Source organism: Streptomyces sp. NPDC046925, assembly GCF_040644915.1.
Taxonomy (GTDB): domain Bacteria; phylum Actinomycetota; class Actinomycetes; order Streptomycetales; family Streptomycetaceae; genus Streptomyces.
The window spans coordinates 24,095-38,575 of record NZ_JBEYWZ010000024.1; the positions used below are offsets into that span (position 1 = coordinate 24,095).

A 14,481-nucleotide genomic window follows, 5' to 3' on the forward strand; every position below is an offset into this window, starting at 1 on the left:
TACGAAAGGGACGCCCCGGTGACCGAGAAGGCCGACCTTCAGTCCGTGCTCGACCGTGCCGCCGCAGGTGGGCGGATCAGTGAGGAAGAGGCGCTCGACCTCTACCGCGACGCCCCGCTGCACGCGCTCGGCGCCGCCGCCGACGCCATCCGCCGCCGCCGGTACGCCGGGACCGAGCACATCGCGACGTACATCATCGAGCGGAACATCAACTACACCAACGTGTGTGTGACCGCCTGCAAGTTCTGCGCCTTCTACGCGGCCCCCAAGGACACCAAGAAGGGCTGGACGCGCGACCTCGACGACATCCTGCGGCGCTGCGCCGAGACCGTCGAGCTCGGCGGCACGCAGGTCATGTTCCAGGGCGGGCACCACCCGGACTTCGGCGTCGAGTACTACGAAGAGCACTTCTCGGCGATCAAGAAGAACTTCCCGCAGCTGGTCATCCACTCCCTCGGCGCCTCCGAGGTCGAGCACATGGCCCGCATCTCGAAGGTCTCCGCCGAGGAGGCCATCCAGCGGATCCACGCCGCCGGGCTCGACTCCTTCGCCGGCGCCGGCGCCGAGCTGCTCCCGGCCCGCCCGCGCAAGGCCATCGCCCCCCTCAAGGAGAGCGGCGAGCGCTGGCTGGAGATCATGGGGATCGCGCACGACCTCGGCGTCGAGTCGACGTCCACGATGCTCATGGGCACGGGCGAGACCAACGCCGAGCGCATCGAGCACCTGCGGATGATCCGTGACCTGCAGGACCGGACCGGAGGCTTCCGCGCCTTCATCCCGTACACGTACCAGCCCGAGAACAACCACCTCAAGGGCCGTACGCAGGCCAGCATCTTCGAGTACATCCGCATGATCGCGATCTCGCGGATCTTCCTCGACAACGTCGCTCACATCCAGGGCTCCTGGCTGACCACCGGCAAGGAGGCAGGCCAGCTCACCCTGCACTACGGCGCGGACGACCTCGGCTCCGTGATGCTGGAGGAGAACGTCGTCTCCTCTGCCGGTGCCAAGCACCGCAACAACCTGCGCGACATGATCGACATGATCCGCACCGCGGAGCGTGTGCCGGCCCAGCGCGCCACGACGTACGAGCACCTCGTCGTGCACGACGACCCGGCGAACGACCCGACCGACGACCGCGTCGCCTCGCACATCTCCTCCACGGCGATCGAGGGCGGCACGGCCCACCCCGAGCTCAAGCTCCTCGCCTCCAACTGAGGGCCGGTTTCCTGGAGAACTGAGGATGCCGTGCTGACGATTCATGCCGCGCCGCTGGTCCTGCCGGTCGGCGCGGCGCCCGTCCCCGAGGGCGCGGTGCTGGTCGACGCGGGGCGGATCGCCGCCATCGGGTCGTACGAGGATGTCGTGGCGGAGTCGCCGCGCGCACGCGTGCGGCAGTGGCCCGGCGTTCTCACGCCGGGGCTCCGGCAGTGGCACGGCCGGTGGCTGCTCACCCGCGTCTACCACCCCGATCCGCGCGAGGCCGACGAACTCGGCACCGAGCCGATCACCGACTTCGCGTCCGATGACGAGGGGCGCTGGGCGGGGAGTGTGCGGCGGGGGTTGCAGCGGATGCTGGCGCATGGCACCACGCATGTCGGCGGGGGTTTCCCCGACGGGGTGCGGCAGTCGCTGGCGCGGGCGGGGCTGCGGGAGGTGGCTAATGCGTGGCGGTTGGCGCCGCCACTGACCGGTGCGCCTGATCTTGACCCCTTTGTCGAGGGGGGCGATCTCGCGGGGACGGTTCACGGGCCGCTGGTCGTAGGGGGATCTGCCGATCTCGCTGCTTTTGATGTTCCGGACGAGGCCGCGCTGGTTGAGCGGGGTGGGGCGACTTGTGTTGCCACTGTGCTTGGCGGGCGGTTGGTGTATCGGCGGCGGTAGGGGGTTCGCTCTTCGCTGCGGGTCGGTGGGAGCTGGTCGCGCCCACGCGGCGGAGCCGCATACGTCACAGCCCCGCGCCCCTTACGGGGCACTGACCCGCGGCCCTTATGAGGCACTCCTCAGCCCGACAGCGCCTCCGCGAACGCCCCCGCCCTCTGCTCGACCCCGCTGCACGAGCTCTGTGCCTTGGTCGTCGACGTGCCCGACCCGCACTGCTTGTCGCGGGACGTCGCCCACATCGACAGCCACGCGACGCCCTTCTTCTCTGCGTACGAACGGAGTTGGGCCGCGTCAGCGAGGGTGAACGTCTCGCCCTTGACGTCGTTCACGCCGATCATCGCGGTGATCGCGAGCCCCCTCCACGCGTTCCTTTCCGAGAGGCCGAAGACCTTCTTGAGCTGGGCGTGCGCCTTGGTGGCCGACGTGATCGCGTAGTCGCCCATGTCGCCGGAGAAGGACGTGCCGTAGTTCATCGCCATGATGTTCACGGTCGCGACCCGCGCGCCGTGGTCGTTGGCGGAGTCGAGCAACGCCACGCTGGCCGCGTTAAGGCCGGACGGCATCACCGGCAGCGTGAACGTGGCCTTCAGGTCGCGCTTCTTCTGGAGCAGCGCGATCGCCTCGGAACGGCGGGCCACCGACGCGGAATCGGTGAGCGCGTCGCCCTCGATGTCGAAGTCGGCCTCGGTCGCGCCGGTGGCGTCCAGGACCTTCGCGTAGGCGGCGGCGAGTTCGGCCGCGCTGTCGCAGGCGAGCGCCAGTTCCTTGCCCGCGGCCCCGCCGAAGGAGACGCGGACGGCGCCGCCCGAGGACGTCAGCTTCGCCGTCCGGGTCGCCACCGCGTCGTCGTCGATGTCCGTGGTCCCGCCCCACACGGGCGTGCAGTCGCCGCCGTCCGCTACGGCGAAGGCCAGGTTGTACGCCGCCGGGGAGCCGGAGGTGTCGGAGTCCCCGGCGGTCGTGGCGCTCACGTAAGGGGCGAACGCGGTGGTGGCTTCGGGCGCCTCGGTCGTCGAGGGCTTTGCCGAAGATGTCGCCGATGACGTCGCCGAGGGGGAGGACGCGTTCGACGGCGCCGATCCGTCGGTGGACGTCTCGGCGGCGGACGAGCAGCCGGAGCACGCCAGCGCGGCCAGACAGACGAGACCGGCGGCCGGCTTCAGCAAGCGCCGGGAATTCCGCACGCCTCGTATATTCCGCACGTTCACTCGCTCACTCGGTCGGGAAAGGCTGACCTTTTCAACGTACCCGGAATGGGTCGTAGGGACGAACGACCGTCAAGTCTCCAAGACCAACGACTGGTTGGCGCGATTCTCGCGGTCGTCGCACAGGCCGTTCAGGGAATTTTGCGAAATTGCCCTGCTTACATCCCCGAATGCATTCCGATTCTGCCGTCGAAAAGCATGCCGCCCCGCGTCGCGGCCACCGCCGCAAACGCGGGCCCCGGCTGCTGCCGTGAGCCGCCTCTTCGTGCGGCTGCCGTGAGCCGCTTCCTGCGGCGGCTGTCCGTACTGCCACAATGGTCGGGTGACCCGCGCATCCCTGGACAAGCAGCCGCACGAAGTCGCCTCGATGTTCGACGACGTGGCGGAACGGTACGACCTCACGAACGACGTGCTGTCGTTCGGGCAGGCCCGGCTGTGGCGCAAGGCGGTCGCCAAGGCCGTCGACGCGCGCCCCGCGCAGAAGGTCCTCGACCTCGCCGCCGGGACCGCCACCTCGTCGCAGCCCTTCGCGCAGGCGGGCGCGTACGTCGTGCCCTGCGACTTCTCGCTCGGCATGCTCCAGGTCGGCAAGGGGCGCCACCCCTGGATGCCGTTCACGGCCGGTGACGCGACGAAGCTGCCGTTCAAGGACGACACGTTCGACGCCGTCACGATCTCCTTCGGCCTGCGCAACGTCCAGGAGACCGACCAGGCGCTGCGGGAGATGTACCGCGTGACCAAGCCCGGCGGCCGGGTCGTCATCAGCGAGTTCTCGCACGCCACGTGGGCGCCGTTCCGCACGGTCTACGAGGAGTACCTGATGCGGGCGCTGCCGCCGGTCGCGCGCGCCGTCTCCTCCAACCCCGACGCGTACGTCTATCTCGCTGAGTCCATCCGCTCCTGGCCGGACCAGCCGACGCTGGCCGCGATGTTGCAGGACGCGGGCTGGTCGAAGGTGGCGTGGCGGAATCTGACCGGTGGGATCGTGGCGCTGCACCGGGGCTTCAAGGCGTAGACCAGCCGCGGGACGTCTGCGGCGGGGAGCGTACAAATTCTTCCGCTGTGAACCGAGTTGACGGGAACCGGCCGCAGGGCAAGATGTGTCCGTTGTGATACGACTCCGCCGACGCGGCGGTGCCGAAGCGAAGCCGCTCTTTCGCGTCGGCCGCCACGGGACTGCTCGGCGCGGGTCGGTCTTTGGTCATCTCCCCAATGACGGAGCGTCCCCATGGCGTCGAACTGTCCTCACTGCGGGGCATCCACCCCCGACGAGGCCCGCTTCTGCATGAAGTGCGGGCGAGAGCGTCCGCGTGACACGTCCGTGGACGCGGGGCTCGCGGATCTGCCCGCGGCGGAACTCGGCGGTCCGACCGCCGCGGACACCGAAAAGCCCGCGGCCCCGGCGACACCCGAGTCCGGAGCACCCGAGTCCGGAGCACCCGAGTCCGGGGCGCCCGAGTCCCGAGCGCCCGAGCCCGGAGCACCCGAGTCCGGAGCTCCCGGCGGCGGGCAGGACGCGGGAGAGCCCGCCGGACCCGGATATACGGCAACTTCCCTCCCCGCGCCCGCACTTCCCGCATCGCCGCCCCCGCCCGCGTACGTTCCGGGAGCACCCTCGGCACCTTCGCCCGTGGGCGCCTTCTTCGGGCGGGCGTTCCGCGGGGACTGGGCCGGGGCCGCTCAAGCCGGCCTGTGGCCCGTGGGGTTGGTGCTCGTCGCGGCCGTCGCGATGGCCATTCCCTCGTACGGACAGGGCGACGGCGACGTCGTCGTCGGGTTCGGCACGCGGATGCGGATCGCCCTGGCGACTCTGCTCCAGGCCGTGGGCGGCGGCTTCGAGATCTCGGGGAGCGAGCGGCAGCAGGCGTCGGTCTTCGGCGGTGAGAGCTCCACCGTGGACGCGGCCTTCGACGGCACCGCCACCCTGCACCTCATTCCGCTCACCGCCACCGCCCTGTGGATCGGGGCCCTCTTCATCGGCGTACGCGTCCTGCGCGGCCGCATCCTCCTGCGCCACGGAGGCCAAGGCGGCCAAGGCGGCCACGGCGGCGGCACTGCGGGCCTCGAAGCGGCCGTGCGCGTCACGCTGCTGGTGACCGCGGGCACCCTCGTGCTCAGCCTCTTCGCGCAGCCCGAGATCGAGGGCATCGAGCTCTCCTCCTCGCCGGTGCTCGCCGCGCTCGGCGCGTTCGTGCTCGGACTCGCCGTTTCCGGCGGCGTGCTGCACCGCTACGACCTGGCACCCTGGCTGGCCCAACGGCCCGGCTGGCAGGCGGCGTTCCGCGCCACCGGGACCGCGCTGCGCGCCCTGGTGATCGTGCTGGCGCTCTGCTCGCTCGTCGCCTTCATCAGCCTCGCCCAGATCGACGACCTCGAACGCGCCGCCGACCTCGACGAAGCCGATGTGTCCCCGCTGGTCATCGCCCTGCTCCTGCTGCCGAACCTCGGCGCGGCGGCCCTCGGTCTCGGCTGGGGAGCACCGCTCGAAGCGTCGGTGCGGGGGAGCAGCACGGCGTACGGCAGCGGGGGTTACGAGAGCGAGTCCTTCGGGCTCTCCGAACTGGGAGACGTCACCAACGACTGGGCGATCGTGGGCGCGTTGGCGCTCGGGCTCGTCTGCGCGCTGACCCTCGGCATCCTCGCCGCACGCCGCTCGGCGCACCGGGGTGAGCAACTGCTCGCCGCCGGGATCTTCTTCGGGCTCTTCCTGCTGCTCGCCGGGGTCGGCGGGGTCAGCGTCGACGCCTCGGGACGCGCGTCCGCGGAGTTCGGGGGCGGCGGCTCGGGCGGTTCGGGCGACGGCACCTTCGCGGCGGGCGTGAGCGTGCCGGACGCGCTGCTCTTCGGGCTGCTCTGGGTCTTCGTCGCGGCACTGATCGCGCCGTTCCTGTTGCAGGTGGCGGGGCAGCAGCCGGGGGTCGCCGCGTTGCCGGTGCCGGGGGTGCCGCCGATGCCGTCGATGCCGGGCGGGCCGACGGGTGCGCCTGCGGCCTCCGAGGGTGTCGGGGTCTCCGAGACTGCCGGGGCCGCCGGGGCCTCTGATGCTGCCGGGGGCGGTGCAGGTGCTGTGGGAGCGGTGGGGCCCGTCACATCAGACGCCCCGGCGTCGGGAGTTGCCGCTCCCGCATCCCCGTCCGCTTCCTCCGCCCCGGCCGCCTCCATGCCCCAGTCCGCCCACGACCAGCCCACGTACGTCCCCACCGCGAACCCCGCCTACGCCCCGTACGGCCCCGGCCCCTACGACCCCCACGCCTACCAGCCGCAGCCGCAGCCCGCCGCCCCCGCACCCCGCCGCACCGCCCTCTGGGTCGGCACCCTCGCCGCCGCCCTGGTCATCGGCGGCGGCATCGCGGCCGGTGTCCTGCTCCTGCAGAACGACGACAGCAAGGCGGACAAGGCGGGCGGCAAGGACGACAAGCCCGCCATCAGCCGGACCGACGACACCGACGGCCCTGACGGCACCGACAGCACCGAGGACACCGAAGACATCGACGGCTCCGCGGATACGCCGTCCCCCTCGTCCACCCCGGAAGAGCCGAGCGACAGCCCGGACACCGTGGACGAGGACTCCGACGTGCCCACCGGCTTCGATCTGGTGTCCGACGTCAGCGGCTTCGAGTTCGCCGTGCCCGACGGCTGGAACCGGCAGGGCGAGGACCGTCCCGGCCAGACCGTGTACGCGGGGTCGACCGGCCGGGAGGAGTTCCTGGTCGGCGTGGTCCCGAACGCCACGTACACCTCGTACGAGAACTTCACGACCATCGAGAAGGACGCCAAGAAGGACCCCAAGAAGTCGGACTACCAGCGCATCCGCCTGGAGCCGAACACCTTCCAGGGCCGCAGCGGCGCGATCTGGGAGTACACCTTCACCGATACGGCGGGCCGCGAGATCCACGCCCTGAACCAGAGTTACGTCGCCGACAACGGCACCGAGTACGCCATCCAGCTCTCCTGGCGCGCGGACTTCTGGCCCGCGAGCGAGGGCGCGAAGATCCACCGGACCGCGCTCGACCACTGGCGCATCAACGGCTGAGGCACGGAACCTCGGGCCGGGGCTCGGCTACCAGACGGCGCCGACCTCCGGTCCCGGCTCGTCGAGCTCGCGGTGCAGCCCGCCGTCCGGTGGCTCCGGACGGCGCGGCTCGCGGACCCCGGCACCGCCGGCGTCGCCGGGGCCGAGCTCGAACCAGACGGTGACCACGGCATCGCGCGGGACCCACACGCCGGGTGTGGGGTACTGCCGGACCACGTAGTCGACGACGACTTGGTGGAAGTCGGGGCGGTCCGGCGCGGCGAGCAGCACGCCGTGCTTCGCCGCCGACTCGCGCGCGTCCACGGCCATGAGGCCGATGAGCCGTGGCACGCGCACTTCGTCTGGCATGGGCGTATTCGGCACAGATGTCACCCCCGGCGGCGGTATTGGCAGGGTAGCCCCGCCGGAGCTCCGGCCGGAAGCGGTGCGGCGCCTCTCCCTCGCCGCCCCCGGGTCGCTACAGCGTCAGCCCGAACTGGAGTGCCTCCACCTTGCCCACCGGCGTCGTGAGCGTCCGCGCCAGTTGCATGCCAAGGCGCCGGGTCACCGCCACGGAGCGTGCGTTGCGGGCGTCGACCATCGCCACCACGTCCCGTACGCCCGCCGCGCGCACCCGCTCCAGGGTGGCCTGCGCGGCGGCGGTCGCGTACCCCTTGCCCCAGGCGGCGCGGCCGAGCCGCCAGCCGATCTCGATCTGCCCCTTGGGGCCCCAGTCGTTCGGCCAGGGCTGTGCTCCGGTGAAGCCGATCGGCTCGCCGTCCGCGTCGAGCATCGTCCAGAAGCAGAAACCGAGTTCGGCGTCGTGTCTGCGCTGCCGGGCGGTCAGCTCCTCGTACACGGAGAGCTCGGCCGACGTGCCCCCGTGGAACTCCATGACGTCGGGGTCGTCGAAGAGCCGGTGCCAGACGAAGGCGTCCTCGTGGGTCGGGACGCGCAGGTGTACGACGGGCAGGGTCTTGGTCGGCAGTGCCTGCTTTGTCACGGGTGGCCCTTCGGCTGGCGGATCAGTACCGCTGCATAGACTGCCCATATCCCGTGCCTGCCGGCACACAGATTTCGAGCCTTGGGGAGAACCCGCCGTGACCGAGCCCCAGCCCCTCACCGAACACACCGCTGATGTGATCGTCGTCGGGGCCGGGCCAGCCGGTTCCACGACCGCCTATTACCTGGCGAAGGCCGGACTCGACGTACTCCTTCTGGAGAAGACCGCGTTCCCGCGGGAGAAGGTCTGCGGAGACGGTCTGACGCCGCGCGCCACCAAACAGCTCGTGTCCATGGGGATCGACATCTCCGAGGAGGCGGGCTGGCTGCGCAACAAGGGCCTGCGCATCATCGGGGGCGGCGTCCGGCTCCAGCTCGACTGGCCGGAACTCGCCGCCTACCCGAATTACGGCCTGGTCCGTAAGCGCGACGACTTCGACGAGCAGCTCGCGCGCCAGGCCCAGAAAGCGGGCGCCCGCCTGCACGAGCGCTGCAACGTCGGCGCCCCGATCATCGACGACCGCACGGGCCGCATCACCGGCGTGCACGCCAAGATGGGCGAGGAGAAGACCCCGGTCACCTTCCACGCCCCGCTGGTGGTCGCCGCCGACGGCAACTCGACGCGGCTCTCCCTCGCCATGGGTCTGCACCGCCGCGACGACCGTCCGATGGGCGTCGCCGTCCGTACGTACTTCACGTCGCCGCGCCACGACGACGACTACCTGGAGTCCTGGCTGGAGCTGTGGGACCGCCGCGGCTCCGAGGACAGGCTCCTTCCCGGCTACGGCTGGATCTTCGGCATGGGTGACGGCACGTCGAACGTCGGGCTCGGCATCCTCGACTCGTCCGCCGCGTTCAAGGAGCTCGACTGGCGCGAGGTCCTCAAGGCCTGGTGCGCGTCGATGCCGGAGGACTGGGGCTACACCCCGGACAACATGACGATGCCGATCCGCGGCGCCGCGCTGCCGATGGCCTTCAACCGCCAGCCGCACTACACCAAGGGCCTGCTCCTGGTCGGCGACGCGGGCGGCATGGTGAACCCGTTCAACGGCGAGGGCATCGCGTACGCCATGGAGTCCGGGCAGATCGCGGCGGACGTCATCGTCCAGGCGCACGCCCGCCAGACCCCCGGCCAGCGCGAACTGGCGCTCCACCGCTACCCGAAGGTCCTCAAGGACACCTACGGCGGTTACTACACGCTCGGCCGCGCCTTCGTGAAGCTCATCGGCAACCCGAAGGTCATGAAGATCGCGACGCAGCGCGGTCTGACCCACCCGATGCTGATGCGCTTCACGCTGAAGATGCTGGCGAACCTCACCGACCCGACGGGCGGCGACGCGATGGACCGCATCATCAACGGCCTGAGCAAGGTGGCCCCGAAGGCGTAAGGCCGCCCCGGACGCTCACGGACGCCCGGACGCTCACGGGCGTCCGGGCGTCCGCGCGTACGTACGGGCATGCAGAAGGGCCGGGAACCCCCGCGGGGGTTCCCGGCCCTTCTACGTGTCTGTGAGGGCCCTCAGAGGACGCGCACGGCACCGTCGGCGGGGTAGCCCGACAGGTCCTGGATGACAACGCCCTTGCCGGGGTTGGCGGCGTCGAGGTACTGGCCGTTACCGATGTACACACCCACGTGGTACGCGGAGCCCGCGCCACCCCAGTAAAGGATGTCGCCCACCTGGACGTTGGAGAGCGAGACCGGCGTACCGGAGACCGACTGGTCCTGCGAGACGCGCGGGAGGTCCACGCCGGCCTGCTTGAACGCGGCCTGGACGAGGCTGGAGCAGTCCCAGGCGTTGGGTCCGGAGGCACCCATGACGTACGCGTCGCCGAGCTGGGCCTTGAGGAAGCTGATGACCGTGCCAACGCTGCCGCTGGCCGGGGCGGGCGTGTCGGTGGAGGCGCTGGTGCCCGCGGCGCTGAGCGTCGTGCGCTCGGCGGAACGCGAGGCGCGCTCCTCCTCCGCCTTCTTCTTGGCGGCGGCCTCGGCCTTTGCCTTGGCCTTCGCCTTGGCTTCGGCCTTCGCCTGGTCTTCCTTGGCCTGCTTGGCGGCCTTCACGGCGGCCGCGTCCTGCTCGGCACGGAGCTGGTAGCTGTCGGCGGTCTGCTGGGTGGCCTCAGCGGACTGCGCGATCTGCGTGGAGAGATCCGTGGTGAGCGTAGGCATTTCGATGGTCTCGGTCACCGGCTCGGCGGCGGTCGCCGTGCCAGCAGCCGCGGCCACTGCCAGGGTGCTGAGGACGCCACCGGCAACTCCGGCGCGCAGGGCCTGCTTCGTGGCGCTGCGACGGGGCTTCCGGTGGCTGGGTATGTGAGCGGTGTGGGACATGAGAACAACCGCTATCAGGGAGTCAGGGTTCCCATCAAGAAACGTGGGCTGCGCCACAGTTACCCCCGAGGCCCCCGAATCTCGGGCGTGTCACTTCTTATTGACGCCGTAACGGGCAATGTGGACAACGCCGATCACGCCTGTGATCATGGGTTTTCTGCGATACGCCCGAATTGCCCATGGACTACCACCGGTTGAGTCGGTTGGCCAAGCCCGGTTTATTCACGCTCCGTCAGAATGTGGTGCAGGTCACACCGGCATCCCTAAGGGATCTCCCTGAGATCCGGCCGAGACCTTTCTGAGATATCCCGAAGAAATCAGGGGTGTTGCTCGCATGGGGGATTGGTGACGGATCGACGACGGATCGACGGGGAGGCGGTGCCGGGCCGGTGCTGATGCGTCCGTGCGGTGACGTCATGTCCCTCGTGTGCCCCTGGAGTGCTCATGACGTTCCCTGTGTGTCCCCGGGGTGCTGATGGCGTTCCTCGTGTGTCCTCGGGGTGCTGATGGCGCCCCTCGTCGCGCATTGCGCCCCGGGCTCCGCGCCGTCCCCTATATGGGGCCCGCCATGGGGCCCGCCATGGGGCCCGCGCGTGACCCTCGTTCGCCCCCCTGGGGGCCTCGCGGCGACCGCTCGTGAATCCGTGCACGCGGCCGCGGACGTCCGCGCTCGTTCACACCGCTCACCCGGGGGTGTGAATGAGCCGCCACTATCAAGCCGCCGTGTCCAGCGCCAATTTGCCTGCGGCGACCATCGCTTGATAGAGCGACCCGCTCTCGACCAGGGGTAACTCGCTGAGATGTCACCTCTGGTGATCACTCAGGCGCTTCGCGTATGAAGATCACCGCTCATCCGACTTCATGATCCTTCGTCAGGTGGTGGAGATCACAAAGCTGTTGTCGCACCCCGTGTCGCAGATCACAGACCGGCGGGCATAGGATGCGGGGCAGTTGGGCTTGTGACCTGCTTCACATGTACGCGATCTTCGTGAGCGCGGGCCGCAGTCCGATGCAACCGCCAACAGTCAGTGCCGACTGAGAGGAGCGAGGAGCGTGAACGCCTATGCGCCCATCCTCGTGCTGGGAGCCCTCGGGGCAGGCTTTGCGATCTTCTCCGTGGTCATGGCCACGCTTATCGGTCCAAAGCGGTACAACCGCGCCAAGCTCGAGGCGTATGAGTGCGGTATCGAGCCGACGCCGACTCCGGCCGGCGGCGGGCGATTCCCGATCAAGTACTACCTGACGGCGATGCTCTTCATCGTCTTCGACATCGAGATCGTCTTCCTTTACCCCTGGGCCGTCACCTTCGACGCGCTGGGGATTTTCGGGCTCGTGGAGATGCTGCTCTTCGTGCTCACCGTCTTCGTCGCATACGCGTACGTATGGCGGCGTGGCGGCCTGGAATGGGACTAAAGGTCTGAGGGGCCAAGAGCATGGGACTCGAAGAGAAACTGCCGAGCGGATTTCTGCTGACCACCGTCGAACAGGCCGCGGGCTGGGTGCGCAAGTCATCCGTCTTCCCCGCGACCTTCGGCCTGGCGTGCTGCGCCATCGAGATGATGACGACGGGAGCCGGGCGCTATGACCTGGCTCGCTTCGGCATGGAGGTCTTCCGCGGCTCGCCGCGGCAGGCCGATCTGATGATCGTGGCAGGCCGCGTGAGCCAGAAGATGGCGCCGGTCCTGCGGCAGGTCTATGACCAGATGCCCAACCCCAAGTGGGTCATTTCCATGGGGGTTTGCGCTTCATCGGGCGGGATGTTCAACAATTACGCGATTGTGCAGGGCGTGGACCACATTGTCCCTGTTGACATCTATTTGCCCGGCTGTCCGCCGCGGCCGGAGATGTTGATGGACGCGATCCTCAAGCTCCACCAGAAGATCCAGGGCGGAAAGCTCGGGGTCAACGCGGAGGAAGCGGCCCGCGAGGCGGAGGAGGCGGCCCTCAAGGCGCTCCCCACCATCGAGATGAAGGGGCTGCTGCGGTGAGCGACGCACCTGACGAACACCTGAACGGAAACGGTGTCCCCGCCCCCCGGGACGAGGCCGGCAAGGTCATCGGCGTACGCAAGGGCATGTTCGGCGCCAACAACGGCGGCGACACGTCCGGTTACGGCGGCCTCGTACGGACGGTCACCCTGCCGGGCGCCTCCGCGCGCCCCTACGGCGGCTGGTTCGACGAAGTGGCGGACGAGCTGGAAGGAGCCCTGGAAGAGCAGGGCCTCGTCCCGGAGAACGCGATCGAGAAGACGGTCGTCGACCGCGACGAGCTCACCTTCCACATCGCGCGCGAGCACCTCGTCCGGGTCGCGCAGACCCTGCGCGACGACCCGGCCCTGCGCTTCGAGCTCTGCACGGGCGTCTCGGGGGTGCACTTCCTCGAGGACAAGGGTCGCGAGCTGCACGCCGTCTACCACCTGCGCTCGATCACCCACAACCGCCTGATCCGGCTCGAAGTCAGCGCCCCTGACGCCGATCCGCACGTCCCCTCGCTGGTCACGGTCTATCCGACGAACGACTGGCACGAGCGCGAGGCGTACGACTTCTTCGGCCTGATCTTCGACGGCCATCCGGCCCTTACGCGGATCATGATGCCGGACGACTGGCAGGGCTTCCCGCAGCGCAAGGACTACCCGCTCGGCGGCATCGCCGTCGAGTACAAGGGCGCCCAGATCCCGGCTCCGGACCAGCGGAGGTCGTACAGCTGATGTCCACTTCTCATGCTTCCGCCCGCGAAACGACCGAGGGGACCGTATATACGGTCACCGGCGGCGACTGGGACGAGGTCGTCCAGTCCGCGGCCCGGTCCGACGACGAGCGCATCATCGTCAACATGGGTCCGCAGCACCCCTCCACCCATGGTGTGCTCCGGCTCATCCTGGAGATCGAGGGCGAGACCGTCTCCGAGGCCCGCTGCGGCATCGGCTATCTGCACACGGGCATCGAGAAGAACCTCGAGTACCGCACGTGGACGCAGGGCACGACGTTCGTCACGCGCATGGACTATCTGACGCCGTTCTTCAACGAGACGGCGTACTGCCTCGGGGTCGAGAAGCTTCTCGGCATCGAGGACCAGATCCCGGACCGCGCCTCGGTCATCCGCGTGCTCCTGATGGAGCTCAACCGGCTCTCCTCGCACCTGGTGTGCATCGCCACCGGCGGCATGGAGCTGGGCGCGACGACGATCATGATCTACGGCTTCCGGGATCGTGAACTCGTTCTCGACATCTTCGAGCTGATCACCGGCCTGCGCATGAACCACGCGTACATCCGGCCCGGCGGACTCGCCCAGGACCTGCCGCCCGGTGCGGTGGACCAGATGCGCGAGTTCGTGAAGAAGATGAAGAAGAACCTCGGCGAGTACGACAAGCTCGCCACCGGGAACCCCATCTTCAAGGCCCGCATGCAGGACGTCGGCTATCTCGACCTGGCCGGCTGCATGGCGCTCGGCGCCACGGGCCCGGTCCTGCGCTCGGCGGGCCTGCCGCACGACCTGCGCAAGGCACAGCCCTACTGCGGCTACGAGAACTACGAGTTCGACGTCCCGACCGCCGACACCGCCGACTCCTACGGACGCTTCCTGATCCGCCTGGAGGAGATGCGCCAGTCGCTGCGCATCGTCGAACAGTGCCTCGACCGCCTCGAGCCGGGCCCGGTCATGGTCGGCGACAAGAAGATCGCCTGGCCCGCGCAGCTCGCGCTCGGCCCGGACGGCCTCGGCAACTCGCTCGACCACATCAAGAAGATCATGGGCACCTCCATGGAGTCCCTGATCCACCACTTCAAGCTGGTGACCGAGGGCTTCAGGGTCCCGGCCGGTCAGGCGTACACCGCGGTCGAGTCGCCCAAGGGCGAACTCGGCGTGCACGTCGTCTCCGACGGCGGCACCCGCCCCTACCGGGTCCACTTCCGCGACCCGTCCTTCACCAACCTGCAGGCCATGGCGGCGATGTGCGAGGGCGGCCAGGTCGCCGACGTCATCGTCGCCGTCGCGTCCATCGACCCCGTGATGGGAGGCGTCGACCGGTGACCACCACTCCCTCTTCAGAG

Annotated in this window: 13 protein-coding genes; 9 read left to right on the forward strand and 4 right to left on the reverse strand. The window is 69.4% G+C overall.

Going from position 1 to position 14,481, the window contains the following annotated elements; genetic code table 11:
- Positions 1-18: 18 nt before the first annotated feature.
- Both mqnC and ABZ906_RS45150 read left to right on the forward strand, forming a co-directional pair.
- Complete coding sequence (gene mqnC / locus ABZ906_RS45145) at positions 19-1,218, forward strand: cyclic dehypoxanthinyl futalosine synthase (protein WP_361393080.1); 1,200 nt, start codon at positions 19-21, stop codon at positions 1,216-1,218.
- A gap of 30 nt (positions 1,219-1,248) precedes the next feature.
- Entirely contained in the window at positions 1,249-1,884 is a 636-nt protein-coding gene (locus tag ABZ906_RS45150; RefSeq protein ID WP_361393082.1) for a hypothetical protein, read from the forward strand.
- 119 nt (positions 1,885-2,003) lie between these two features.
- Here the strand turns inward: ABZ906_RS45150 and ABZ906_RS45155 are convergent, their stop codons facing one another.
- A complete protein-coding gene (locus ABZ906_RS45155) occupies positions 2,004-3,050 on the reverse strand; it encodes a chitinase (RefSeq protein WP_361393084.1) in 1,047 nt (348 codons plus the stop codon).
- Positions 3,051-3,411: 361 nt separating this feature from the next.
- Here ABZ906_RS45155 and ABZ906_RS45160 point away from each other — a divergent pair, with 361 nt between their 5' ends.
- Together ABZ906_RS45160 and ABZ906_RS45165 are read left to right on the forward strand one after the other, a co-directional pair.
- A complete protein-coding gene (locus tag ABZ906_RS45160) occupies positions 3,412-4,104 on the forward strand; it encodes a demethylmenaquinone methyltransferase (protein WP_361199763.1) in 693 nt (230 codons plus the stop codon).
- A 213-nt stretch (positions 4,105-4,317) separates the two neighbouring features.
- On the forward strand, positions 4,318-7,122 hold the full coding sequence (locus tag ABZ906_RS45165; protein ID WP_361393086.1) for a zinc-ribbon domain-containing protein: 2,805 nt from the start codon (positions 4,318-4,320) through the stop codon (positions 7,120-7,122).
- A 27-nt stretch (positions 7,123-7,149) separates the two neighbouring features.
- Here the strand turns inward: ABZ906_RS45165 and ABZ906_RS45170 are convergent, their stop codons facing one another.
- Together ABZ906_RS45170 and ABZ906_RS45175 are read right to left on the reverse strand one after the other, a co-directional pair.
- Positions 7,150-7,470, reverse strand: a complete 321-nt coding sequence (locus tag ABZ906_RS45170; protein ID WP_361393088.1) for a PASTA domain-containing protein — start codon at positions 7,468-7,470, stop codon at positions 7,150-7,152.
- Positions 7,471-7,579: 109 nt separating this feature from the next.
- Positions 7,580-8,104 (reverse strand): GNAT family N-acetyltransferase, encoded by a 525-nt coding sequence (locus tag ABZ906_RS45175; RefSeq protein ID WP_361393090.1) that lies wholly within the window; start codon positions 8,102-8,104, stop codon positions 7,580-7,582.
- A 97-nt stretch (positions 8,105-8,201) separates the two neighbouring features.
- On the opposite strand from ABZ906_RS45175, the gene ABZ906_RS45180 reads away from it, so the two are divergent.
- Positions 8,202-9,491 (forward strand): geranylgeranyl reductase family protein, encoded by a 1,290-nt coding sequence (locus tag ABZ906_RS45180; protein ID WP_361199752.1) that lies wholly within the window; start codon positions 8,202-8,204, stop codon positions 9,489-9,491.
- A 131-nt stretch (positions 9,492-9,622) separates the two neighbouring features.
- Here the strand turns inward: ABZ906_RS45180 and ABZ906_RS45185 are convergent, their stop codons facing one another.
- Positions 9,623-10,432 carry a C40 family peptidase gene (locus ABZ906_RS45185; RefSeq protein ID WP_361393092.1) on the reverse strand — a complete coding sequence of 270 codons (810 nt, stop codon included), beginning with the start codon at positions 10,430-10,432 and terminating at the stop codon, positions 9,623-9,625.
- A 1,053-nt stretch (positions 10,433-11,485) separates the two neighbouring features.
- On the opposite strand from ABZ906_RS45185, the gene ABZ906_RS45190 reads away from it, so the two are divergent.
- Genes ABZ906_RS45190 through ABZ906_RS45205 form a run of 4 tightly spaced genes read left to right on the forward strand, consistent with a single transcriptional unit; the run spans position 11,486 to position 14,461 of the window.
- Positions 11,486-11,845 carry an NADH-quinone oxidoreductase subunit A gene (locus tag ABZ906_RS45190; RefSeq protein WP_003992243.1) on the forward strand — a complete coding sequence of 120 codons (360 nt, stop codon included), beginning with the start codon at positions 11,486-11,488 and terminating at the stop codon, positions 11,843-11,845.
- Between the two features lie 20 nt (positions 11,846-11,865).
- Entirely contained in the window at positions 11,866-12,420 is a 555-nt protein-coding gene (locus ABZ906_RS45195) for an NADH-quinone oxidoreductase subunit B (RefSeq protein WP_160506582.1), read from the forward strand.
- The gene (locus tag ABZ906_RS45200) at positions 12,417-13,139 is read left to right on the forward strand and encodes an NADH-quinone oxidoreductase subunit C (RefSeq protein WP_361199746.1); all 723 of its coding nucleotides are present in this window, start codon (positions 12,417-12,419) and stop codon (positions 13,137-13,139) included. The genes ABZ906_RS45195 and ABZ906_RS45200 overlap by 4 nt, the downstream gene beginning before the upstream one ends.
- A complete protein-coding gene (locus tag ABZ906_RS45205; protein WP_361199743.1) occupies positions 13,139-14,461 on the forward strand; it encodes an NADH-quinone oxidoreductase subunit D in 1,323 nt (440 codons plus the stop codon). Before ABZ906_RS45200 ends, ABZ906_RS45205 begins: the two co-directional genes overlap by 1 nt.
- Positions 14,462-14,481 lie beyond the last annotated feature (20 nt).